The following is a 24,327-nucleotide window of genomic DNA, read 5'->3' as shown; positions in this document are numbered from 1 at the left end:
GGCTTTTAGCTCTATTAGAATATACGGATCAGGCTGAAAAAAGTTTCAATATTAATATGATTAAAACAAGTTATATTCACTCTTCCCCTGCACAATCACCAACGGGCTTATCCCTGCATATAGTTGAGTACAAATAATTAAAGAAGGTGATCCCTTGCGCTTCCTGATTAAAAGGCCCTCCTATGAAAGCTGCAGGAATGAACTGGAAGCTGTCCGCCAGATCATGACTTCCGGCGCTTACCAATTCATTGACCTCCTGCTCTGGTCAGCCGTGCTCGCCATCATGACATACCCGCTTCATCACTCACCGTCTTATGCGCTTGCGGTTTTTCTTGCTTTTTATGCATTTGGGAGCCTGCTCCTGTTATTGCTTCATTTCTTTATAAAAGGGCAGTCCGGCCGGAGGCAGGATTACCGCTGAAGGCAGCTTCCCGGCCAAGAAGCAGCCTGAATGCCTTCAGGAGGATTTCTTCTCCGGCAAGTATTCCCCTGTTCTCCGAAAAATTGCAGGTGAATCCATGAGGCATCTCCATAGAAAGCTCTCCATGATCCGGGACAAAAGCATGATGGCATACCTTCAGGAAATCATAATCGAGAAGGGAATCTCCCGCACCGGCAAGAATATCTGCTCCCTCTCTTTTGCTGATGAATTTAACCGCCTCTCCCTTGCAGACAGGAATAGGAATAAAGTAAAGCTTCCTGCCTTGCAGGGATATACGCCACCCGAGACGGCGGACATCCTCTTCGAGTTTTTTCTTTTCCTGAAGGCTGATGCGCTCCTGGAGGATATAGTAAAAGAAAGAATCCCCTGCTTTTTTCAAAGTTCCGGGAAATCTGCATCCTTCAGCAAACTCAGCCATTTCCTCCTGAAGCGCGCACTCTTCCTTAAGGCGCTTATATACCAGCTCAGTCCACTCAGCCAGAAGTTTCCCCTTATAATGGATTTGGGCTCCATTTGAAGTGACCTCATAAGAGACAGGGATATCTTTTCCAAATATCCCTACTCTTTTATACTGTTCATATGTCCTGGTTGTAACAGGCACAACAAGTGCTTCTTCTGCAAGTTCCCTTAACAGGTTAAGCGACCTTGAAGTCATGAATGCAGCAGGCTGCCCTTCCTTCATCTCGGCAGCTGACAGTTGGAGATCCTCCTCTAAGCCAAGCTCTTCAAGCGCTCTGTTTGAATAAATCATTGTTCTGTCAAGATCTGTTGCAAACATATTCATGACTGGCCGCCAACCTTTTTGATCAGTCCGCAGCATGTATAGCTCATGTCAGGGTACCGGACGATCTCCACCCCGCGTTCTTCTGCCAAGAGTTTAATATGCCTGACATAAGGGCTTTCCGGGTCCCTCATCAGAATTTTCCAGGGGACTCTCCTTAACAGTACACGTGTTGTTTCACCAACGCCGGGCTTAACAAAATTCGTGCTTTCAATAGCATATTCTTCTTTGATTGCCATTACTTCCTCCATCCCCCTGAAATCAGGTTCGGATTCAGCTTCAGCAGAATAGCCATCACAGATTTTTTTCGCCTCTTCCATAACGGAATCAAATTGTTCCTCTATTATGCTGATATATTCATTGGAAACATCCGCCTCTGCAAGGCGGCGGTAATATTTGGCACCGTGGAAATCTTCAGGCCCGATTAAGTCATTGAGCACCGTCCTGCTGACAAGTCCGGAAACAGTTGAATTCAGGCAGGCGCTTGGAATCAGGAAGTCCTCCCTTGTCCCATACAGGCTGGTGCAATAGCCTGGATCTGCGAGGACGGCAAGGGTGTCATCAAGATTCCAGCCATATTTTTCATTCATGCTGCTGCATGCTTTCGTCAATTCAATTGAGATAGCTCCTTTGCCTGTCCACCCATCGACAAACTGGATCTTGCAGCCAGGATGCTTTTCTATTATGTATTTCAGGGCATTCTCATCAATGCCCCTGTCACGGATGATGGAAATGCTGTAATGGGGAAGGGTTGTCCCGTATATCTGCTTTATATACCGCTTCATCAGGATCCCGACCGGGGTGCCGGCCCTTGCAAGTGAAACAAGGACAATCTTGTCCCCTCTTCTGCTGAGCAGCTTTTCCGATGTCACCGCAGTGCAAAGCGCCACCTTCTCCTTATAGTCTTCAAGTGTTTTCCAGAACAGCTCTAAATAGTGGGCTGGAGGGATGTATTCAATCGGAAGCGTTTCACTGTAATGCTGGCCTGACTGAATCTTTTTTTCCCTGTTTTCAGTTGCCCCTTCCAGTTCATATGCACTGAGGTCCTTCAGCAGAAAGATGACATCTTCCGTGCTGTAGGAGCCAAAAGTTTCTGCTGCTGTTTCAGCCATTGTTGTTCCCTCCATTAAAATAAACGATTTTTATATCCTTGATCCCTGTTTTCTTCAATTCTTCCAGCAATGGGACAAGCGCTTCCCGATTCGGTTCCCGTTCAAAGAGGATAAAGAGGTCATCATAAACTCCGGGAGTGATATTATAGACAAATTGCCTGATATCAGCATCCTCAGGATTGGGAAATGACAATCCTTCCCTTGCCCCGTACCCTTCCCGGTCCAGAACATGGACAGGGCTTCGTGTGGTGGACTGAAAAAAGACCCCTTCCCCCATTTGCGATGCCACTTTCATAGGGATATACATGAACTCTCCTGTTCCCAGGACAAGTGTATGATCTCCTTTTCTGCTCTTAGCCAGGAGTGCGGCTGCAGCCTCCAGGTCCCTTTCAGGCTCTTCTGCTCCCTTTTGGAGCCCGAATCTGCCTGTTCCTTTGAGATAGGGGATATTGCAGATCCCGCCTCCAAGCGTGATTGAAGGACTCCCGGCTTTTTCAAAAGAAAGCCCCGATTCACTAAGATTGATGAAGCTTATGCTGGAGCCGCCTGCATCCCGTTTTCTGTCTTCTATATTCGTTTGGATGACAGGTTCTCCTGCAGCCTGCATTTCCCCTTTTAAGAGGCTTACACTGTTGATCGTGATTCCGAGTTCTTTTTCAAGCATCTGGAATGCTGCCTGATTTTCCTGTGAACGCCAATCCAATATGGAAGCGACAGTATATTCACTGCGGGGGAATTCTGCCTGGATGGATCTGATGATATTGACTGCCGTTTTGCCTGTGGTCATTTCATCATCAACCAGGATGACTTCACGCTGATTGTCAAGAAGCTCCCTGTCCGCGTAGCAGCGATGGGAGGTTGCATGAGAATGCTCTTCCTCGAAGTCTATTATGGAAACCGCTTCAGGAAGTGTTTCTCTTGTAGTATGAAAATACCCTGCTGCCTTGAAAGCATTATAAAAGCTGTGGCCAAGCGCGGTTGCAGTCTCTGCAAAGCCGATGATCACCGGATTGTACTTTTTATCAACAAAGGGAATGGACGGCCTGCTTACTCCCGGATCCAGCAAAAAGGCCTGCAGAAGCTCTTCGGTTTCCGGCAGCGGCAAGCCTTCCTTTAATTCTGCATAACGTGCGGCCAGCAGCTCTCCCGTGATCAGCCCTTTTTCCGGATGGATGGGGAGATGCTTCCCCAGCAATTTGCTCACAAAAAGGAATGACCTTTTCTTGTTGATGCGGGCTGCCATTGTAAAAAAATGATCAACAGGTATGTTATATGGATTTTCAGTTATGTCAAGTTCAACGTTCAGCCCCTCAATAACTGGAAGCAAATACTTCTTTTTCGAGCAGGTCAATGTATGAGTATTCTTCATGAAGCACCCCGTATATTTCAGATTTTAAAAGAATTTTCTGCGCCCAATATAAATGCGGCTTGATTTCATTCATTTTGTTAGAGTAGGCGCTTTTCATGACGCCAATGCTGCCTTCTGCACTGGCAGCAATATTCCTGGCATCCTCGTACTCTTCAAGGGTAACGGCATTCAAAGCCTGCACCGGCCTTATATGGGTAGGGTGGATGATCGTCTTTCCTGTCAGGCCATTGGCAATATCCATCATAATTTCACGGATCAGGCCATCCATATGCTTATCGATCAGTCCGGTCCTCATCCTGATGCCTGCTTCCCCGTACTTCTCCAGGAAGGGCGTCTGCCTCAGCTGGGGCTTTAGCATTCTATCTTTTGAGGAGAAATATTCCCAGACCGGCCCTGATACTGTGAACTGGCTGCCGGCACGCACAAAAACATTTATAATATCAGCAATGCAGTCCCGTATGACCGCAATATCATATACCGTGTTATCCGAATTTCTCCTGATGCCGTATAGACCGGAAAAATCGGTCGCCCCTATCCTGACATTAAGAATAATATCCCTATATTGTTCAAGAAGCGCTTTTATGTCCAGAAGCTCTCCGACTCTTGTTTCTTTCTGGATGATTTTCTTTGTTTCCAGAATCGGCATTGCATATAGAACGTGGCCTTCTCTATTCCTGCGGCTGATTTCTGCCAGTGATTCTGCTCCTTCGACAGGGTCAAATTTAGGAATGACGACTCCTGTCAGCATGCTTATTTCCTGTCCCATCCTGGAAAACAGCCGCTCCAGCTGTCCATGGCTGCGGATCCTTATAAAAATAAGCGGCAGATCATCCTCCTGGAAATATCCCTTCCCCAGCTCTTGATGAAGGAGCTTAAGTTCAGCCAGCAGGCTTTCTTCAGCCTGCTCCACTTCTGAATCGCCAATGGCATCCTCCAGGCAGATCACCATGGAAGTAAGGCCAGAATGCTTCTTTGAGAGCAGATCCTGATGAATATTAGGCCTTGTTGCAGGCATATAGAGCGTTGCGCCTAAGCAATAGGACAACAGCTCTTTCGGGGAACGTTTAGAGAAGGACCCCGGCTTTTTATAAAAGAGCCTGTCAATTTCCCTGTCTTCCAAATCAGCAAATAATTTCATTTTAATTCTCCTATTCATGCATAGTAAAAGAGGGGAATGCTTGTCTTAAAGGATTATTCAAGCATCCCCCTAAGCATATTTGTCCAATCTAAGAAGCTTTCAAACTGCCAAAAAAGGATAAAAAGAAAAGGAGCGGACAATTGTCAGTTCCCTTTCCTTGTTTCTATACGTCTGTCAGTTGCTTTTCTGGCCCTGCTCAGCCTTCTTTTTATTCATAAAGTGGACGATGAAAGTCGCTCCGAAGACTACTATCAGCAGAAGGAAGAAATAGATATGATCAATGTGGATATGGAATACTCCAAGGAGCATCTTCACAGCAATGAGCAAAATCAGCACATATGCGCTTGTTTCCAGCTCAGGCACTTTATCGATCAGCTTAAGGAATACTCCTGCTACACCACGCATCATCAGGACCCCTAGCATTCCGCCGAGAAGAAGTACCCAGATTTGATCACTGACTCCAAATGCCGCCAGGACGCTGTCAACTGAGAAAGCTATATCCATAAGTTCTACCGCTGCTACTGTTCCCCAGAAGGTACCAAACAGGCGGATCAGCAAACCGCTTTGATTGAGGCCTTCAAGCTCCTCATCATCGCCGACGCCTTTCTTCTTATCAATGAAATATTTAATAGCAAGCCATGCCAGGTAGCCGGCTCCCAAAATCTTTACCCACCACAGCTTAATCAGGAATACCCCAATTCCAATTGCAATGAAACGGAAGAGGTATGCCCCAAGCAATCCGTAGAATAGAGCCTTTTTCCGCTGCTCCGGCGGAAGGTGTTTTACCATAACAGCCAGTACAAGTGCATTGTCGGCTGAAAGCAGTCCTTCCAGGATTACGAGTGTTCCGATAAGTCCCCAGCTAACAGGGTCGCTTAGAACTTCCGCCCACATCTGCCAGTCAAAGAATGCGGCATATGTATCTATAAAACCTTGAAAAATTGTCATCTCTTGAAGTTCCTCCATTACCTTATATAAGTGCTAACGAAAGACCCGGCAGAGCCGAGTCTCAAAGATCAATAATAAAAAAGGGATTATCCAATCTGCAGGCCAAAGTCAGTTGCAAGTGCACCAAGGCCGCCCTGATAGCCGGACCCGATCGCGCTGAATTTCCACTCTCCGCCGTGCCTGTACAGTTCGCCTACAACAAGTGCTGTCTCGATGGAGAAGTCTTCTCCAAGGTCATAGCGGATCAGCTCTTCATTTGTTTCGCCGTTAAGGATGCGGACATAAGAATTGGAAACCTGCCCGAAGTTCTGGCTGCGCGCCTCGCCATCATGGATTGTGATAGTGAATGTAATGCGCTGGACATTTGCCGGTACAGCACCGAGCTCAACCTTTACCTGCTCATCATCGCCTTCTCCTTCGCCTGTCCGGTTATCTCCGGTATGTACGACAGAGCCGTTTCCGCCTGTTGTGTTATTATAGAAAACGAAATCCGCCTCAGAAGTAACCTTGCCGTTTTCCCCAAGAAGGAAAACCGAGGAATCAAGGTCAAAGTCTGCTCCTCCGTCATACTTATTTACATCCCAGCCTACCCCTACGATTACATTTGTGAGGCCCGGATTGGATTTTGTCAAATCTACCTTCTGTCCTTTTGATAAACTAACTGCCATTTTTTCTACCTCCAATTATTGTGATAGTATGCTTACGTTTCAATCTTTAAAAAGTTTCAAAACTACAAGCATATTTTTTCATATTTTTGCTTACATTTCAAATCTCAGCTCAGCCATTTTGGCGGAGTATTTTTATTCCAGTAGATGGAGCCCAGCTCATGATGCTTTTGGAAGGCATCCTCAGAGGTATGGTAGTGGAAGTTGAACCAGTATCCCTCCTGGGGCGGATGGTCCCTCCTGACATGAAAACGAAGGACATCTTCATTGGATTGCCGGTTGACAATATGGAAGATTTTTTCCGAGTTGCCCCCGCCTGGCCATTCGGTAATTTCCAGATTGCCCAGGTCGCTCCCTGGTATCCTTGCAGCTGTTTCCTCCACTGCTTTTTCAATATTCGGCAGGATGACTTCACGGAACTCATCTTCTATGACGGGTTTGATCTTTCCCCCGAACTTAATATAAGACTGGTTCTCCGCCTCCTGGACAGCAGCCTGGATGAACCTTTGCCTGATCGATTCCTCATCCTCCTCAGGTGCAGCAAGGTCCAGTCCTTCTGCCTGTGCCTCCAGGACATCGCGCTTAGGGGACCTGTCCTGGTTTGCATTATCATACAAAAATGCCTGTGATGGCGTAACCAGCCCAAAGGTAAGGATGGTTACCATCACCACAAACGATTTGCGCAGCCACTTAGGCATTTTTATCCCTCCTCATAAAAGGCTATTTTCATGCGGTAGATTTCTTTTTTAATATGCCGGAAGAGCTTATTTTCCGAGCGGCCTGCCGGAGCCTGCCTTCAGGCTGAACGAGTGCAATCCGTACGAATCCCTCGCCGGCCGCACCGAACGCGCTTCCCGGTGTAACAGCCACTCCAGCTTCCTCCAGCATGCGGATACTGAACTCCCTGGAGCTGGTGCCGTTTGGAATTTCTGCCCAGAGGAACATCGAACCTTTCGGGCTGTCGATATCCCATCCTGCCTCCCGAAGGCTTTCTACTAGGGCATCCCTGCGTTTCCTGTAGACCTCTCTTGATTCGGCCAGGAAACCCGACTGATCCTCAAGAGCCCTGGCAGCCGCGGTCTGGATGGGATGGAATACACCGTAATCCAGATGGGATTTCAGGTCTGAGATCATGCGGATTATGTCTTCATTCCCAGCTGCATAGGCAATCCGGCAGCCTGCCATGTTGAAGCTCTTAGAAAGGGAATTCATTTCTATCCCTGTTTCAAATGCGCCTTCGACAGCTAAAAAGCTTACCGGTTTTTCTTCGAAATAGAGCTCAGAGTATGCAAAATCATGCAATATCACAATCTCGTATTTTTTGGCAAACTCTATTGCCTCCCTGAAAAATGCTTCAGTCGCAAGGCCTGGCACAGGATTGCCGGGAAAGTTCAAGATCATCATCCTCGCCTTTTTCCTTATTTCTTCCGGTATTTCTGAGAAATCCGGGAGAAATTGCTTTTCTTTCATGAGAGGCATTGAATATATCTTTGCCCCTGCCAGGGCGGCACCCGCTGCATATGCGGTATATCCTGGATCGGGCATCAGTATATAATCGCCCGGGCTGCACAAAGCAAGCGGCAGATGGACGAGACCGTCCTGGGAGCCCATAAGGAGGGAGCATTGTTCCTTGGGATCTATGTATACACCGTGATTATTCTGGTAATAAGAGCTGACTGCATTGCAGAAGCTTTCTGTCCCTGCAAGGGAGTAGCCGTACTGGGTGCTGTCCAGCGCTCCCTCAGCGATCGCCTCCCTGATAAATAACGGAGGGGGCAGGTCAGGGCTGCCGATGCTCAGATCGATCACATCTTCACCTGCTGAGATCTTCGCTTTCTTCATACGGGACAGTTCTGCAAATACACTTTCCCCAAATGCTTCCATTCTCTCTGCCATGGATATCTTCATACTAGTACCCTCCAGCATTCTTAAAAGCCTGATGCTTACTTAGAAAATATTATACTCTTTTTTTAGGAAAAAAGAAAAATTGGGGAGAAAAATTTTTGAAAAAAAAGAAATTTTCCTAGAAAAATGAGATTAAAGGGAGAAAATATTGGGGATAATATAAGACTAATGGTAAATGAATACATAGTCCGAGGAGGATAATAATGGAGTGGGAAATTGTTTTTGTTGCTGTAAGCCTGATGATGCTGGGATATTTTGTATTCCTGTCGATAACGGATTAAAATGTATGCAAAATAAAAACCAAGGCGCAGGGGAATCCCTGTGCCTTGGTTTTTATTTTGCTTGCTTATTTTTTTCTTTCCAGAACTCCAAAGTGAAAGCGGGAAGATTTCCGCCGGTAAACCTCAAAGCCGAAGGTGCTGAATCTTTCGCTCCGGAAATGGTCTTTCAGGACGACCCTCTTTCGCGAAACCCTTTTGGCTTCTTCTATCAGCTCCCCGGACAGCCCATACACAGCAAACTTAGCCAGTTCCTTGATTCCGTCGGAGTCCAACAGTTTTTCCTCGAACATGGGGTCAAAGTATACAATATCTGCGGACTGGTCCTGCCTGCCCTTCAAGTAGTCAAGGGAGAGAGCACTGATGACCTCGACCCTCTCCATCGCCTCATCCATTTGCGGAACTCCGGATTTCCAGGTTTTAAGCCCCTTCTCTGCGAGATAAGCAAGGAAGGGATTACCTTCCACACCGGTCACTTTACCGGAAGGACCGGCTGCATAGCTTGCGATGATGCTGTCTGAAGCAAGGCCGAGCGTGCAGTCCGCCACTGTGTCCCCGGGCTCGATTTTCGCTGCTTCCAAAAAAGGGTCAGACTCGCCTCTCATCAGCCTTTTTATCCTGAATGCTGCGGAATTCGGATGAAAGAAGTACGGTGAGCTTTTTCCATATGAAAATAATTCGAGCCTGTTTTTGCCATATACGATGCAATCATCCTTCCACTGCTCCTGCAGTGAAGAGACAGAATGGCTCTTTCGGGGATGAAAGGCGACGCCAAGTTCAGCTGCCGCTTCTTTTGCCGCCTGGATCATGCCAGGGCTTGTCCTGCCCGCTGTAGTTACAAACATCTTTTCTACCTTCCTGACTGAATAGTAATAATCTCTTTTTGTCACCAAGATATTTCTCTTTTGAGAAAAGGCAAACAATGCGAAAGGATGCCTTTTACGGCATCCTTTCTGTGTTGTTCAGCAGTTTTCCTCAAATGCAGCCAGAAGATTTTCCATGATGGTCTCCATCGGGAAGCCTTCAATATCATGGCGCGGGATAAAGTGTACAACTTCCTTTCCCTTCATTAAAGCCATGCTTGGTGAAGAAGGCTCAATCCCATCGAAATATTCACGCATCTTTGCTGTCGCTTCTTTATCCTGCCCGGCAAATACAGTGACAAGGTGATCAGGCTTCTTTTCAGCATGCATAACAGCCTGGGTCGCAGCAGGACGCGCCAGTCCGGCCGCACATCCGCAGACAGAGTTAACAACCACGAGCGTTGTCCCTTCTGTACTTTCCATAAACTGTTCAACCTCATCTTCTGTTGTTAGCTCATTGAAGCCTGCGCGTGTAAGCTCTGCACGCATCGGCTTTACCATCTGCCTCATATATTCTTCATATGCCATAGACATGTTTGATTGCCTCCTTTAAACGTTTGCAATGATAGCATACTATAACATCAGCTCTGATTGCAATTGGAGGGCACTCTACACTTTAAGCGGCCTGGCAGCAGGCTCTTCCTCAAAATGGTCAGTGACAGCCCCCCTTGAAGCGGAGGAAACGAGCCTTGTATACTTAGCCAGGGCTCCGCGGGTTAAAAGCGGCGGCGGATCCCAGGATTTCTTCCTCTCTTCCAGTTCAGCAGGAGAGACATCCACTTCAAGTGTCTGTTCGGTGCTGTCAATAGTAATCCTGTCACCTGTCTGTATTAGGGCAATCGGTCCGCCGACCTGTGCTTCCGGAGCGATATGTCCTACCACAAGGCCATGGGTACCTCCCGAGAAACGCCCGTCTGTCAGCAGGGCCACACTTTCGCCAAGACCTTTTCCTACGAGGATGCCCGAAATAGAAAGCATTTCCGGCATGCCAGGCCCGCCTTTTGGCCCTTCGTACCTGATGACCAGTACATCACCAGCCTGAATGTCACCCTTCAGGACAGCATCTGTAGCAGACTCCTCATCATCAAACACCTTGGCAGGCCCGGTGTGCCTGGTGACCTTCAGGCCGGATACCTTCGCTACGGCGCCTTCCGGGGCAAGATTGCCTTTCAGGACTACAAGCGGCCCGTTTTCCCGAAGAGGGGCATTAAGCGGGTAGATGACCTTTTGGCCAGCTTTCAGATCTTCTGCTTCTTCCAGATTTTCAGCGAGCGTCTTGCCCGTCACAGTCAGACAATCGCCGTGAAGCAGCCCTTCACTCAGCAGCATTTTCATAACTGCACTGACTCCTCCTGCTTCATGGAGATTCTGCATGACATATTTTCCGCTCGGCTTTAAATCGGCTATATGGGGGACCGTTTTCTGAAGGCGGTTGAAGTCCTCAAGTGATAGATCCACTTCAGCAGAATGGGCGATGGCCATCAAATGGAGGATGGCATTTGTGGAACCGCCCAAAGCCATCACGACAGTAATTGCATTCTCAAACGCTTCCTTCGTAAGAATATCCCTTGGCCTGATATCCTGCTCCAAAAGGCGGTAGACTGCCTTTCCTGCTTCATGGCAATCCTGCCGCTTTTCATCTGTTTCTGCCGGATTGGAGGAACTGCCCGGAAGGCTCATTCCCAGCGCCTCGATAGCGCTTGCCATCGTATTGGCTGTGTACATTCCGCCGCAGGAGCCGGCCCCCGGACAAGCATGGCATTCGATCTCATTGAGTCCAGCTTTATCAATGGCCCCGCCATTGAACTGTCCTACCCCTTCAAATACTGACACAATATCGATATCCTGTCCCTGCAGCTTGCCAGGCTTGATTGTGCCCCCATACACAAAAACAGCAGGCAGGTTCATCCTTGCGATGGCCATCAGGCAGCCGGGCATATTTTTATCGCAGCCTCCAATGGCAACAAAGCCGTCCAGGCTTTCACCCCCAACGACCGTTTCAATGGAATCAGCAATCAGGTCGCGGCTCGGAAGGGAATACCTCATCCCCTCTGTTCCCATGGAGATTCCGTCAGAAACAGTAATCGTATTGAATACAAGCGGAGCTCCCCCGGCTTCCCTGGCACCGTCCTTCGCCTTGAAAGCAAGTTCATTGATATGTATATTGCACGGAGTCACTTCGCTCCATGTGCTTGCAATGCCGATCATCGGCTTTTTGAAATCTTCATCCGTGAACCCTACTGCCCGCAGCATCGCCCGGTTTGGTGCGCGCCTTTCATCCTCGCTGATTACATGGCTTTTTATTCTAAGATCTCTTCCCAATTATGAGCCCTCCTGAAAGATTTTCTTTTCAATATAGAGGACTTTTTCAGCAATTGCAATAATTTTCACAAAATTTAATGATTTTTTATTGCTAAAAAGCAGATTAGCACTAAAGCAACACAGTACAACTCAGGAAATAAGGAAGAAGGATCCTGAACGTTTTGTCCAGGACCCTTTCATCTTATCTATTAAAGTATGTTTAAAGATCAGCTGTTTTGGTTCCTGGCTTCGGTCATTTGCTTCCACACAGAACCCTTGGCCTCTTCACCCTGTTCAATCCGCTCAATGGCCATCTTGATCTGCATGCTGACTTCAAATTCAGGATCTTCTTCAGCATCCTTTAATGCCGGGAGCGACTTTTCAGTACCTTCTTCATACAGGAACATGGCTGCACGCCAGCGGACAAGCTTGCTCGGATCCTGGAGGGCATCCATCATTGCTTCCTCTGCTTCAGGAAAACCAAGATCTGATAAGCAGTCACCCGCCGTTCTCCTTACAGTTACACTTTTATCCTTCAAAGCTTTATATAGATATGGAAGAACACTTTTGTCTTCGATCATCCCGAGATAAACGGCTGCCAGCCTGCGGATTGAAGCCTTTTCGTCTTCAAGCGCCCTTTCGAGGACAGGATAATCCTCCACCCCCGGATCTTCCATCTGTTCCATCAGCTGATAGCGTATCCGCCAATCACTGCTGTCAAGATCCTCAGGCGACAGCTTCCTTTTTGTCCTAGCAGGCCTGCTGTCTGCAGCTGCGCCATGCTTGCCTTGCTCGATAAGGCTCTTCAGCCTGCTTTCAGGGTAGGCTGCCAGCAATTCGTCAAGAATATCCTGCCCGACCTGGTCCATATCCCCGTACCTGACACCAAATTCCTTCCACTTTCTGCTCATAACAACATTATCATCAGGCTGCTGAACTTCACGCACTGCCTGCACGTAAGCTTCCGGCAGTCCAAAGCGCTTCTCTTCAGTTCCATCAGTCAGTTTGATCTGCATCGGGATATCTTTGTACATCTGCACCTGGACTTTTACCTCGCCATAATGCTCATTCAAGGCTGCCTCGCCGCCTGATTCTTCTGCTTCCTCTCCGAATGCCTTACGGACTTGAGGGAGAAGCTCTTTCCAGTCAAATTTTGCATTTCGTTCAACCGCGAGGAAATCTGCTACATGATATACCCCTTTGATTCCTTCTATCTGAAGGATATCCAAAACAACCTTTGGCGCTCCATCTGTCTTGTCCTTTTTATAATTATTGCTTTTGCCCATAGGCAATTCTTCGTCAAGGATGATTTTCATCGTATTCGGGCTTGGTGTAGGCTCAATTGATTTTATTTTCAATGATGGTCCCTCCTCATGATTCGATAGAATTTGTTTCATCTTAACATATGGGACCAGCCCATTGCCGGCCCTCTGCTTGCTCTCAGCCCTCTGCGAGCTCGGCCAGATAGCTCCATCTTTCAATAAGCTCTTCAAGCTGCTCATTTAAACTTGCTTCTTCCTCGAGAAGTTCATTTGCCTTCATAAAATCGCTGCCCGTTTCTGCCATCTCACCGGCAATTTCCTCAAGGCGCTTTTCTGCCGCGGCAATCTTTCCGTCGATGCTGTCCCACTCTCTTTGCTCATTGTAGGACATGCGCTTTTTCTTCGGCTTTGCCTCCTGCTTTGGTTTAGGTTCCTGCTTCACGCTCTTTGGCTTTGCCTGCTGCGGCTGGCTCTCAATATACTCTGTATAGTTTCCATAGTAAGAGCCGACTCTGCCTCCTCCTTCAAGGATGAGCAGCTGCTCTGCCACTTTATCAAGAAAATAGCGGTCATGAGAAACAGTTATGACCACCCCTGCAAAATCGTCGAGATAGTCTTCAAGCACGGTCAGTGTCTGTGTATCCAGATCATTTGTCGGCTCATCCAGCAAAAGGACATTCGGCTCCGACAAAAGGATTTTCAAAAGATAAAGCCTTCTCTTTTCCCCGCCGGAAAGCTTCCTGATCGGTGTTCCATGGGTGCTTGACGGGAAAAGGAACCGCTCTAGCATCTGCGCTGCCGAAATCGTTTTGCCATCAGAGGTATGCACGACCTCGGCTGTCTCCTTCAAATACTCGATCATTCTCTTATTTTCGTCCATGTCCTCACTTTCCTGCGTATAATAGGCAACTTTTACTGTCTGGCCGATGATCCGATCCCCTGAATCCAGGGGGATTTTGCCGGCTAGTATATTTAGGAGCGTGGACTTTCCTGTCCCGTTTCTGCCGATAATCCCGATTCTGTCGCCCGGCTTGACCAGTAAGCTGAAATCATCAAGCACAACCGTGCCGCCAAGCGCTTTGAAAGCATCCTTCAGCTCAAAGACCTGCTTTCCGAGCCTGCTTCCGGATAAAGCCATATCGAGCTTTTCTGATGCTTTGACAGCAGACAGGGTGTCCTCCAGCTGATCAAAGCGCTGAATCCTTGCTTTTTGCTTGGTGGTCCTGGCTTTTGCACCTCTTCTGATCCATTCAAGTTCCCTGCGGAATAGATTTTTCTGCTTTTCTATCGTAGCAGCCTCGTTTTCCTCCCTGACGGCCTTCGCTTCAAGGAAAGCGGCATAATTGCCCTTATAGCTGTAAAGACTTCCTCCATCCAGTTCAAACATTCTGTTTGTGACCCGGTCGAGAAAATAACGGTCATGCGTGACCAGCAGGAGCGCGCCATTGAATCGGCTAAGATATTCTTCCAGCCACTTGACGGTTTCATAATCAAGATGGTTGGTCGGCTCATCAAGAATTAGAAGATCCGGAGACTGGATCAGCACCTGTGCAAGGGCAACCCTCTTCTTCTGCCCTCCGGAAAGCTCCCCGATTTTCCTGCTGTATTCCTCGATGCCGAGCCTGCTTAAGATTGCCTTCGCGCTGGCATCCGCTTCCCAGCCATCCAGCTCATCCATCCTTTTCTGAAGAGCAAAAAGCTTATCCTGGAGACCGGTATCCTCAGGCGAAGCTCCGAGTCCCGCCATAACCTGTTCATATTCCCTCAAAAGGCGGAATATCGGCGCATCCCCTTCAAATACCTGCTCAAGCACTGTCAGTCGGGGATCCAGCTCAGGCTTCTGTTCTGAGTAAGACACTTTATAATCTTTCGGGCATACAATCTCCCCTGAATCCGGTACATCCACTCCAGCCACGATCTTCAGCAAAGAAGACTTTCCAGTTCCGTTGACGCCGATCAGTCCTACTCTTTCTTTTTCAGCTATCGTGAAAGAAACATCCCGGAAGAGCTGCTTTTCCCCATAAGATTTTGATAAGTTTTCAATTGAAATCATCTTCATGACTGACCATTCCATTCCCTGTAAAATTCATTTAAGTATAATTGCATAAATTCATGGCGCTGTTTTGCCATCTCTTTAGCTGTATCCGTATTCAGAAGATCGCGGAGCTTCAGCAGTTTTTCATAAAAATGATGGATGGAGGAGGTTTGCCCATTCCTATATTCCTCCTGTGTCATTTCTTCCCTGGCTGAAAGTGCCGGGTCATAAAGGGCATGGCCTTTCATCCCGCCATAGGCAAATGCCCGGGCAATCCCGATTGCACCAATGGCATCCAGCCTGTCTGCATCCTGGACAATCCTTGCCTCAGGAGATTCTGCCTTTATGCCGGAGCCCCCTTTGAAGGAAACAGAGGCGATAACCTCTTCCAGCTGCCTTTGCAGTCCAGTTTCAATCCCTGCCTCCCTAAAAAAGCTGCGGAGCCTGTCCCATCCTTTTTCCTCATCGGCATTCAGCTTAGCATCGGGTATATCATGTAAAAGGGCTGCCATTTCAATAATGAAAGCATCTCCCCGTTTCTCCTGCCTCTGTATATATAACGCATTTTTCCTGACTCTATCTATGTGATGCCAGTCATGCCCTGAAGCATCCCGGCCAAGCACAGCGCGGACATACCGCTCTGCCTGCGAGATTATTTTTTCCATTAAACACGCACCTCTTTCCTGCTGATGCTTATTTTATCATGAAAAGGAGGAGGATGTTTCTTCTCAGCTATATCTGCCTTTTATGTGAGCAAAACATCAAAAGAAAAAACCTTGCTGCTGTGCAAGGCTTTCCGCTTACTGATTTATTTCAGTCCGTTGAACCAGCTGAATCCAATGGTATTTTCCCCGGCATGAACCCCGATGGTGGCTCCAAGAGGGAAGGCGCTGAACTCGATTTCCTGAAAGCTGGCCCTTAGATCTGCCATCCACTCTTTTGCCTCTCTGTCATATAGGCCATAAAGAATGAAAACCTCCCGGAAACCATGCTGTACATACGCTTCCTTGAGCAAGGCCTTCATCCGTTCCCTGGCCTTCCTGATGCTCCTTGCCTTTTCTTTTATGCTGAGTGCCCCGCCGCTAATGGCAATGATCGGCTTAATGCTCAATAGGCTGCCAAAATAGAATTGCAGCCCGGACATCCTTCCGCTGCGATGAAGCTGTTCGAGGCTCCCGACAAGGACTAACGTCTCCGATGTGGATCCGATTTCCTCGATCCTGCGGGCTGCTTCGCTGCTCTCGATCCCTGATTCTGTCAGAAGCATCCCTTCCTTTATCAGCCTCGTCAATGGATAAGATAAGATTCCCGAATCGACTGTATAGACAGGTATGTTCACCAGCTGTGCTGCCTGCTGGCTGGATGAAACAGTCCCGCTGAGCTTCGCAGATACAAGGACAGCCACAATGGAATCATAGCTTTCTTCAAGCTCTTCAAAAAGAGCCTGAAAAGAGCCCACAGAAGGCTGTGAGGTCTTTGGAGGCGAAGAAAGTGTCTTCAGCCGCCTGAACAGGTCTTCAGCGCTTATGGTCCTCCCCTCTATATACTCCTGGCCATCCATGATGATTGTCATCGGTACAACATAGACATCCGGGTGCGCCGCTAATTCCTCATCCAGGCATGCTGTGCTGTCGGTAACCCATGCCACTTTTCCCATCAGGTTTCCTCCTTGCGGTAATTATGTATTTCTATATTTTTTTATAAACGGCTATCCCAGGAAAAAGGATAGCCGCACACTGTTATTCTTCCGGCAGAAAAGCCGCGATCCTCGGAAATAGTTTCAAGGCATTGTAGTAAAATACCTTTTCATGATGCTCTTCAGGGATAAGATCCTTGATAAACTCAATATATGGAGCTATAGGGATCAAGGGCCAATCGGTCCCAAAGATCAATTTATCATATGAATCTGCAAACTCAATCGCGTGGCGAAGGTGGTCAAGGAACCGCCCTCCGCTCCTTTTCTTCAGTTCTTCTTCCGTACCCACTATCAGTCCTGAGAGATCAGCGTATACGTTCGGATTCTTATAGATGATTTCAGCCCCCGTCAGGGTCCAGGGGTCGCCGAAATGAGCCATCATGAAATTGACATTCCGGTGCCTGACAGCCACTTCATCGATGGCAAGAGGATGGGAGTACTTCAGCAGCCCTCTTTCTGAATAAGTGTCGCCAGTATGAAAGACAACCGGCACACTGTATTTCTCAGCAAGTTTATAGACTGGTTCATATACTTCGTCATAAGCGTAAAAAGGATAATAGCCCAGGTAGATTTTAAATCCGACAGTCCCGGGGCGCTGAATCACGTCTTCCAGCCTTACAAGCGCCTCAGAATCCATATTGAATGGATTTATGCCGGCGCAGGCCACTATTATATCCGGCTGGGATTCAGCCAGGTCCAGCATCATCGGCGTCCTTGCATCATGGTCCGGAAAACCCATCCCGTTTGTTTCCTCAAGGCCCATGCCGATTCCGAGCAGGACACCTGCATCCCGGTACTCAGCAGAAATCCCTTTATAGGAATAATCAACAAACGAAAGGTCTCTTGCTGTTTCATGAAAAGATTTAATTTGTGAAAAATGCATATGTGCGTCTATTATTTTCATTCTGTCTCCTCATTGATGAAACTGATTTTCTGCAGCCTATCCAGCAGCTTCCCGGATAAATCCCTTCTGTCAAACAGCATGAATACCGGTTTCGTCTGGCTATCCCGCCCTCCGGAGCTGAATACCGGTTTCGTCTGGCTATCCCGCCCTCCGGAGCTGAATGGCTGCCTTGATATAAGCTGGCATGCCTCTTTGTTCATATATGCCTCATTATGGTCAGCCATGCTGTTTGCTACCATATAAAGCTTTTCTTCTGCATGTGTGCTGCAGACGGATGAGCCATTCCCCAAAAAGAGAACATTCTCGCCCTTTCCTGCTGTATAAAAGCCATTCTCATCTGCTCCGTCCGGCCTGATCGAAAGGTCTTCAAGCTTTCCGCCCATCAGGAAAGCATCCGTGACAGCGTACTCACCGGCAAGGAGCTTGCCGCCCGCTTCCTCTATTCTGAGAAATGACCCGATCAATGGTACACCTGGGAGCATGAGATAATATTGTGCAAATGTAAGTCCCTGCCATACAGGATGCTCTCCAAGCCTTGTTGTAACCTTGAGTCCCTGCCACAATTCCCCTGAATTATCCCGGACCGCAGCTGCCCCCGCCTCTGTCTGGCCTTTGAGGATAGAGAAAACATTCAGTTTTGAAGGAATTGTCTTCATTCCACCGCCCCAGGGATTCCACCAGCCTTTTGCCTGCAGTGAAGGGAAAGAGTGGTCCAGCCATTTTCTTCCGTTAACAGAGATGGAGAACAGTCCAGGATAGAAGCCTGGAGCCGATTTGATTTCCACTGGCCCGTTTACTGCTTTTGCCACTTTTAATCCGGCTTTCTCTTCCCATGATATTTGCACTTCTCCTCCAGGCATCAGAACGATGCTATCGATTTTTTCGCAGCTGCTGCCTTCCTCAAGAACTGCAGACACAATGCTGATTCCTGCTTTTTCCCCCAATGCAACGCTGGTTTTATAATCTTTTCCTCCCTCAAGCCTAATCTCTTCAGCTGCCTTGACCCTGCCGTCAGCCGAAATGGAGAGCTTCCCTTCAATTGGCTGTAGCCTGTGATTGATTAAAGTCAGGTCTGCCGCATATTTTTCATCAAGGCCGCATACTGAAGTGATGATCATCTCCTTCTCAGGGGCTGTACTTTTTTTATCAGCTAAAGGGGAGCTGGTTGCAAATGCTGCGAATTCTTCCCAGGACTGGAAGGCCCCAATTGATAGATAAACAGGTTCGAGGACCGCCTTTTCTTTCGCCTGGATCTCACCGGTCTGGAATTCAATTGAAAGCTGCCAATTATCCGGCACCGCCTTGGCGCTTTCCGGCCAGGCAAGCCCTACCGGTTCCCCTCTTTGTCCTGCGAAATACCAATTCCCTGACAGAGAGCTGAAGTTGACATCTCCATACAGAAGCTCCTTCATATCTGAAAACGCAACTGCTTCCCCGTCCAGCGGAAACACCATCTCCCTGCCTTCATGGTACATCGACTGAGAGATATACAGCTGTTCAACAGGCTCTTCCCTGCCATTTTCACATTCCATCCACCTCTTTACAAGTCCTTCAGCATATAGGGATGTAAAGATGCTAAGCTTGATTCCAGGCAAATTCTCCGAAAGAAATGCAAGCTTATGGGTTATAGCTGCCCCATCTTTATACCACTCTGCAGATACAGGCTTCTTTTTGGTGAATTCTGAGGTATATGGCTTCCCCAGTTTCGGCTGGAAGAACGCAAATGGCTGATCCATTTTCTCGCTTCGGCCGGCTGTCACAGTATAGTCACGCTTTCTGATATTCACCTGGCTGTTGCCATTGAAGATATGCCAGTATTCCTCTGTCTCGCCGCCAAATTGGCTGCCAAAACCCTTCAGTGCAATGCCGGCTTTCTTTTCAAACTGGAACTGGCCGCCTTTAGAACCAGTTAGAGCCACCTGCAGCAGGTGCTCAGAAAAACCATGCTTCTTTACCTCAGCTGGAAGGAAGATGCTTTTCCGCTCTTTCGGTTTCAAATCAAGAATAATTTCTTTATATTCAGGAATGAGATTCTCTGTTTCCGGAATCCGGATTTCCACGTTTACATCTTCCGGCAGATTATTTTTAACCTCGAAAGCAACCTCTGCCTGTTTTCCCTGGTAGCTTAAATGTCCAAGAAGCGAGGCAGTAACATCGGCCGGCTTTTTAGGATGGAGGCCCAGCTTCAGTGAACAGCTCCTTCCATTTATAGACAATTCTACTTCTGCAGATGGGTGTGTCTTCCAGGAGTCAGGCGCTTCCCCTTCTCTGATGTCCAGCACTCCTGCGATGACCTCTTCGCCAGAGACCACTAGGGACGCTGTTAAGCTGCATTTCACGCGCCCGCTGTCCTTCCCGGCTGCTTCAACCGCAAGCGGATTTCCGGATTTATTGACAATCCTTAAGGAAATGGACTCTTTCCGCCCCTCAATCAGCTGGTGCCTGTTTAAAACAAGTTCAGCCAGGAATTCATCTGTCTCAATCAGGCGCATGCCCCTTCCTGAACGTTCAAATTGGACTCTTGCATGAGTTCCTTCATCTTCCCACTCATAGTCATAATAAGTGAAGCCATTTTCGTTTTTTCCATCAGGTTTCACTTCAATTTTCCTCGAGCTTGAACTGTACCAGTCCAGCTTTTCAAAAACAGGCTTAAAAAGCGGCGTATTCAGAACAGCGGGAATAAAGTTCATCAAGTGAGTGGAGTCGTCTCTGTCTTCCCAAAAGAATAGAAACACACATAATTTTAGTGGTTAAACTTAATCTTAATTTCGTCCTTTTTAAACTCAACACTTTCCACGACACCATGTATCATCATCTTCCTTGAGTCTAAATCAGCTCCTTCGAATGTCTCCTTTATTTTCTGTAGAGTAAGAATATAATCATCTTCCTTTTCAGAAGATTTCTTTTTCTGCTCCAATAATTCCTTCTTATTTTCTATAATTTCATTTAGATTTTTAATTTCAGTTTGCTTAGTGTTAATAATGTTACTCAATTGTTCAGGTGAAAATGAACTCTCTCCCAATAAACTTTTTGTAATTTCGTTGTTCAGGATCGTTAAATCCTTATCCAATTTACTTTTCTGCTTTGAAAGTGACTCGATTTCATCTTCCAATTGAATCAGAAGTTTATTACTGCTTTGCTGTCTGGATTGGATATACTTTTCCTTATTCTTCAATACTTCACTGACTTCTTTAATGAAGTATTTATAAAAAACTTTGTCATGTTTCTCAGAGGCATATAAAGACTTATCATGGTGAACATCTGAAGTTCTTGCATTGGAGCATCTGTACCTTCTAGTGATTCGTTCTTTCTTTGTTCCATCTTTTAACTCATAGCTTGTCCTAGTTACATCACTATATAATTTGCTGCCGCAGTATCCACAAATTGCGATTCCGTTGAGCAGCAACTTTCCTTTATTGGGGAGAGTGCCTTGTTTATCTTTCCTTAACTTCATTATTTCCTGTACTTTATTAAACACTTCTTCATCAATGAATGCCCAGTCTTCTCTCTTTTTTGAATATCTCCATTCCTCTTTCGGTAACACCTTATCGTGATTACTTTTATCTCTGACATTGTACCTTTTTACCCCTGTGTAAATAGGATTCTTCAATATGCTGAAAATGGTGTTGATTCTAAAATTCTTACCATTTCTCGCTTTATAGCCAGATGAGTTAAGGTAATTAGCTATCCTAGAAACTCCGAATCCTTTACTGATATATAAATCAAATATAATTTCTACAATCTTCTTCTCTTCCTCATTTATTCGCATATCCTTGACATTCTTATCGTATTTCCAATGCCTATCTCCTGTATCATATGTTTCATATCCATAAGGAGGAGTTGTACCTGTATATTTCGCTTCTTCATTCATTTGCTCGATGATTTCTTTAATCCTCATTGAGGTCTTTTTACTTTCACCTGATGACTGCCAGAATGTAATGTAGTTTATTAACAAATCAGTGTGGTCAGCAATCTTTCTCTGACCTTCTTTTACAGACCATACTTCTACACCATGATCAACTAAATACTGAACAACCAGTGGAGTTTCATCTTCTCGCCTACCTAAACGGTCATACATGAATACCAATAGGATATCAAATTCTTTATTCTCTGCAGCCTTCTTAATTTGCACAAGGGCATCACGTTCATCAGTTTTATTTTTCCACCCTGATATACCTTTTTCGTATAGCTCATATTCCAATTTCCAATCAGGTTTACTTTCAATAAATCTCATGCAGGAGTTGCGTTGCATCGGGATATCTTCTTCAGGATTAACTTGTCCTTTTGTTGAAACTCGATATAAAGTCCATACTCTTTTCATTGTGTGTATCTATCCCCTCTGGATATATAATTATATACCACTTATTTTACCAACAAAAATAGAGAAATCAAAGGATTTCTCTAGCAAAAAAGTCATATAAATGTTCCTCAACTTGTTTTCTTTTATCTTCATCATTTGAGTATTCAAGTGTAATGTAAAATCCATCTTCATCTTTATGTAAGCTTTTTAGAGTTTTCACTGCTCCGTTGTAAGAAATGGCAAACTCAACTCCGTCAATCATTGTTGTAGTTGCTCGCACCTTATCACCTCAATATTATGTATAGTAACTTCTGTGTTTGTCCTATTACTTTGTTCCATTATGTAATCATAAAAATTTCTCATCTCCTGCTTCACACAGGATTTAAATAAGTCAAAGAACATCCGGTTATCGTGTTTAGCCAAATCATATTTTCTGATTATCATTGATACACCTAACTCAGTGTAAAGGTATCCTAGATAATCGACAGCTTGATGACAATACTTCTCCTCACTCTCCAATGGATTCAAATGGAGTACATCATGATTAAAACTGTTTAGGTGCATGAGATTCTCCATGTTACTTTTACCTCCGTACACCAGAGGATGAATATGGTGTATTTCTGTATGATTGAAAAAGTATGTTAAACAATCCTCTTCATTGAAAAAAGCGTTATCCATAAAGTTGTAATACTCGTCTCTTGCGTATGTATCGAAATATTTTCTGCTGCCATCGTCAACCTTACGTTGCTTAAGCTCTTCCTTATGCTTGTCGTATACATTGAATTGAAAGCACCATATGTAATCCCCTAATTGATCAGATAAGTCGATATCATAATACTTTTTAGTGTGGCTGATAATTAATTCCTTGTTGAAGTGTCTGCGTTCTTTTAGATAATAAAGATACATTGGAAGTGGGATTCCGTTAATATAGAAATCCTCACCCTCATCAAATCCAAATAGTTTATATTTAATCCTCTTCACCCCCTCTGGATTTTATTTAATTATTTAATCTTACTGTACTTCCCACAAACTAAATCCTTATCTATCTCTTCCTGAATCCGACCTTCCTTAGCCTTGTTCAGAATCGAACAGTTCCTCTTATATCTCTTGCAGGTCATACACTTTTCTTCAAATTGCTGCATTTGTAATTCATTTGGGAAGATACCTCTATATGTAACTGGGTGAATAGTAATCTCTATTCTGGGATTCGCTGAATCATAAAAAACCTCATGTGTACGAGTTAACACCTTTTTATCATCTATGTATGCAATTCCATTCAATGTGTCACAGAGGACTTTCATGTAGTTCTGTTCATCTTTGTCAGTTCGATCAAAGTAAAATATACAATCTACATAATGATGAATGTCTCGTGTGGATTCGATATCCCATTCCTGCAGCTTAACTTGTTCTTTTGCGTATGTAGAGAACTCTTTCTTAAACTTATTGGCTTCTGGTTTAGTGTAAGCCATAACCATGCATCCATTGCCTTTTCTGACTCCCCTATAACCCATGTAGTGGTTTACAGAAGGAGGAATACCTTGTACTGTCAGTTTTAATTGTTTAACCAACTAACCACTCCTTACAAGTAAAGGGCTAAGGATTAACCTCAACCCTTTTATATTTGATTGTTTATTCTTCGATTACGCCTTTTAACTTTAAAAACTCAAATTCTAAGTCCAGTACAGCAGCGATATCTTCTTTGTCAATTGAATGTTTTGTGGTTTTCGCTAATTCGTCATGAATGAAATCAACCATCTCTGCTTCGTCAATATGTACTTCTTCAATTGGTTGTGCTCCTAGTTCTTCACCTGTCACTGTGCCTGTGTATACTTGTTCTTTTTTCATTGATACTTCCTCCAATAGTTAGTTTATTTTTTATTAAATTTCTCTTTAACCTGTTCAAACAAAATATCAGCCATACTTAATTTTAGGAGTGTGCCATTCTCGCTGCCGTCCACGCTGATCCTTAAATTTATTTCAAGTGGGAGTTCGTCTAGAGCCTTAGTAAAAGCTTTGATTTTAGACTCGGTATCTTCATCCAAATCAAGTTTTCCTTCAATCTTCATTTTTAATTTTTTTGATACATTTAATTCTGGAGATGGTTGAGCCTTAAACTTTTCCCACATGACCCTTTCTTCTCCTGTTGACTGCTCTCCTAGCCGATTTGCAAGGTTAGTTATTCTATTATCCGTTAGACCTACGATTCCACCATTATCATATTTACTCATTTTCTCACTCCTATTTTTATGTGTATTATTTAGATTCCAAAACAGTCTTACCACCAATCTCAAGTTTCTTTGCCTCGATCACTTCGTGTTCAGTCATTTT

General features: G+C 45.7%; 24 protein-coding genes. 1 reads left to right on the top strand and 23 read right to left on the bottom strand.

The window, feature by feature from the left end; all coding sequences use genetic code 11:
- Window positions 1–154: 154 nt before the first annotated feature.
- Window positions 155–421, top strand: a complete 267-nt coding sequence (locus tag Q9R36_RS08390; RefSeq protein ID WP_094767208.1) for a hypothetical protein — start codon at window positions 155–157, stop codon at window positions 419–421.
- Here the strand turns inward: Q9R36_RS08390 and Q9R36_RS08385 are convergent.
- The 23 genes from Q9R36_RS08385 to Q9R36_RS08275 form a co-directional block, all read right to left on the bottom strand.
- Window positions 381–1,226: an HAD family hydrolase gene (locus Q9R36_RS08385; RefSeq protein ID WP_148949169.1), complete on the bottom strand. Its 846-nt coding sequence runs from the start codon at window positions 1,224–1,226 to the stop codon at window positions 381–383. The two genes, Q9R36_RS08390 and Q9R36_RS08385, sit on opposite strands and share 41 nt — an antisense overlap.
- Window positions 1,223–2,335: a cysteine protease StiP family protein gene (locus Q9R36_RS08380; protein ID WP_311224916.1), complete on the bottom strand. Its 1,113-nt coding sequence runs from the start codon at window positions 2,333–2,335 to the stop codon at window positions 1,223–1,225. Before Q9R36_RS08380 ends, Q9R36_RS08385 begins: the two co-directional genes overlap by 4 nt.
- On the bottom strand, window positions 2,328–3,704 hold the full coding sequence (locus tag Q9R36_RS08375; protein ID WP_306009082.1) for a phosphoribosyltransferase family protein: 1,377 nt from the start codon (window positions 3,702–3,704) through the stop codon (window positions 2,328–2,330). Before Q9R36_RS08375 ends, Q9R36_RS08380 begins: the two co-directional genes overlap by 8 nt.
- Window positions 3,646–4,842 (bottom strand): HpcH/HpaI aldolase/citrate lyase family protein, encoded by a 1,197-nt coding sequence (locus Q9R36_RS08370; protein WP_009795631.1) that lies wholly within the window; start codon window positions 4,840–4,842, stop codon window positions 3,646–3,648. The genes Q9R36_RS08375 and Q9R36_RS08370 overlap by 59 nt, the downstream gene beginning before the upstream one ends.
- Window positions 4,843–5,016: 174 nt before the next feature.
- Entirely contained in the window at window positions 5,017–5,790 is a 774-nt protein-coding gene (locus Q9R36_RS08365) for a TerC family protein (protein WP_022544100.1), read from the bottom strand.
- Between the two features lie 86 nt (window positions 5,791–5,876).
- Window positions 5,877–6,458: a TerD family protein gene (locus Q9R36_RS08360; protein WP_009795629.1), complete on the bottom strand. Its 582-nt coding sequence runs from the start codon at window positions 6,456–6,458 to the stop codon at window positions 5,877–5,879.
- Window positions 6,459–6,562: 104 nt separating this feature from the next.
- Window positions 6,563–7,153 (bottom strand): YpjP family protein, encoded by a 591-nt coding sequence (locus Q9R36_RS08355; RefSeq protein WP_009795628.1) that lies wholly within the window; start codon window positions 7,151–7,153, stop codon window positions 6,563–6,565.
- A gap of 28 nt (window positions 7,154–7,181) precedes the next feature.
- Window positions 7,182–8,363, bottom strand: a complete 1,182-nt coding sequence (locus Q9R36_RS08350; protein WP_311224915.1) for an LL-diaminopimelate aminotransferase — start codon at window positions 8,361–8,363, stop codon at window positions 7,182–7,184.
- A gap of 343 nt (window positions 8,364–8,706) precedes the next feature.
- Entirely contained in the window at window positions 8,707–9,483 is a 777-nt protein-coding gene (locus tag Q9R36_RS08345; RefSeq protein WP_035403329.1) for a class I SAM-dependent methyltransferase, read from the bottom strand.
- Window positions 9,484–9,600: 117 nt separating this feature from the next.
- On the bottom strand, window positions 9,601–10,035 hold the full coding sequence (locus Q9R36_RS08340; protein ID WP_022544102.1) for a BrxA/BrxB family bacilliredoxin: 435 nt from the start codon (window positions 10,033–10,035) through the stop codon (window positions 9,601–9,603).
- Window positions 10,036–10,110: 75 nt separating this feature from the next.
- Complete coding sequence (ilvD, locus tag Q9R36_RS08335) at window positions 10,111–11,823, bottom strand: dihydroxy-acid dehydratase (protein ID WP_101549785.1); 1,713 nt, start codon at window positions 11,821–11,823, stop codon at window positions 10,111–10,113.
- A gap of 206 nt (window positions 11,824–12,029) precedes the next feature.
- The gene (locus Q9R36_RS08330; RefSeq protein ID WP_311224914.1) at window positions 12,030–13,160 is read right to left on the bottom strand and encodes a conserved virulence factor C family protein; all 1,131 of its coding nucleotides are present in this window, start codon (window positions 13,158–13,160) and stop codon (window positions 12,030–12,032) included.
- Window positions 13,161–13,242: 82 nt separating this feature from the next.
- Window positions 13,243–15,123 carry a ribosomal protection-like ABC-F family protein gene (gene abc-f, locus Q9R36_RS08325; protein WP_101549787.1) on the bottom strand — a complete coding sequence of 627 codons (1,881 nt, stop codon included), beginning with the start codon at window positions 15,121–15,123 and terminating at the stop codon, window positions 13,243–13,245.
- Window positions 15,120–15,764 carry an HD domain-containing protein gene (locus Q9R36_RS08320; RefSeq protein WP_101549788.1) on the bottom strand — a complete coding sequence of 215 codons (645 nt, stop codon included), beginning with the start codon at window positions 15,762–15,764 and terminating at the stop codon, window positions 15,120–15,122. The genes abc-f and Q9R36_RS08320 overlap by 4 nt, the downstream gene beginning before the upstream one ends.
- 143 nt (window positions 15,765–15,907) lie before the next feature.
- Window positions 15,908–16,756, bottom strand: coding sequence for a DegV family protein (locus Q9R36_RS08315; RefSeq protein ID WP_101549790.1), 849 nt, complete (start codon window positions 16,754–16,756; stop codon window positions 15,908–15,910).
- An 82-nt stretch (window positions 16,757–16,838) separates the two neighbouring features.
- Window positions 16,839–17,699, bottom strand: coding sequence for an amidohydrolase family protein (locus Q9R36_RS08310; RefSeq protein ID WP_009795668.1), 861 nt, complete (start codon window positions 17,697–17,699; stop codon window positions 16,839–16,841).
- On the bottom strand, window positions 17,696–20,392 hold the full coding sequence (locus tag Q9R36_RS08305) for a GNAT family N-acetyltransferase (RefSeq protein ID WP_311224913.1): 2,697 nt from the start codon (window positions 20,390–20,392) through the stop codon (window positions 17,696–17,698). The genes Q9R36_RS08310 and Q9R36_RS08305 overlap by 4 nt, the downstream gene beginning before the upstream one ends.
- Window positions 20,393–20,442: 50 nt before the next feature.
- Window positions 20,443–22,020: a recombinase family protein gene (locus Q9R36_RS08300; RefSeq protein WP_311224912.1), complete on the bottom strand. Its 1,578-nt coding sequence runs from the start codon at window positions 22,018–22,020 to the stop codon at window positions 20,443–20,445.
- Between the two features lie 67 nt (window positions 22,021–22,087).
- On the bottom strand, window positions 22,088–22,261 hold the full coding sequence (locus Q9R36_RS08295) for a hypothetical protein (RefSeq protein WP_311224911.1): 174 nt from the start codon (window positions 22,259–22,261) through the stop codon (window positions 22,088–22,090).
- Window positions 22,258–22,980, bottom strand: a complete 723-nt coding sequence (locus Q9R36_RS08290; protein WP_311224910.1) for a hypothetical protein — start codon at window positions 22,978–22,980, stop codon at window positions 22,258–22,260. The genes Q9R36_RS08295 and Q9R36_RS08290 overlap by 4 nt, the downstream gene beginning before the upstream one ends.
- Before the next feature lie 20 nt (window positions 22,981–23,000).
- A complete protein-coding gene (locus tag Q9R36_RS08285) occupies window positions 23,001–23,567 on the bottom strand; it encodes a RusA family crossover junction endodeoxyribonuclease (protein WP_311224909.1) in 567 nt (188 codons plus the stop codon).
- A gap of 61 nt (window positions 23,568–23,628) precedes the next feature.
- Window positions 23,629–23,844: a hypothetical protein gene (locus tag Q9R36_RS08280; RefSeq protein ID WP_311224908.1), complete on the bottom strand. Its 216-nt coding sequence runs from the start codon at window positions 23,842–23,844 to the stop codon at window positions 23,629–23,631.
- Between the two features lie 23 nt (window positions 23,845–23,867).
- Window positions 23,868–24,227 carry a hypothetical protein gene (locus tag Q9R36_RS08275; protein WP_311224907.1) on the bottom strand — a complete coding sequence of 120 codons (360 nt, stop codon included), beginning with the start codon at window positions 24,225–24,227 and terminating at the stop codon, window positions 23,868–23,870.
- Between the last annotated feature and the right edge of the window lie 100 nt (window positions 24,228–24,327).

It is taken from the genome of Bacillus sp. AG4(2022) (assembly GCF_031844465.1).
Taxonomy (GTDB): Bacteria; Bacillota; Bacilli; order Bacillales; family Cytobacillaceae; genus Bacillus_AB; species Bacillus_AB infantis.
Note: the sequence above shows the minus strand (reverse complement) of the source record. Positions and strands in the feature narration are given on the sequence as shown.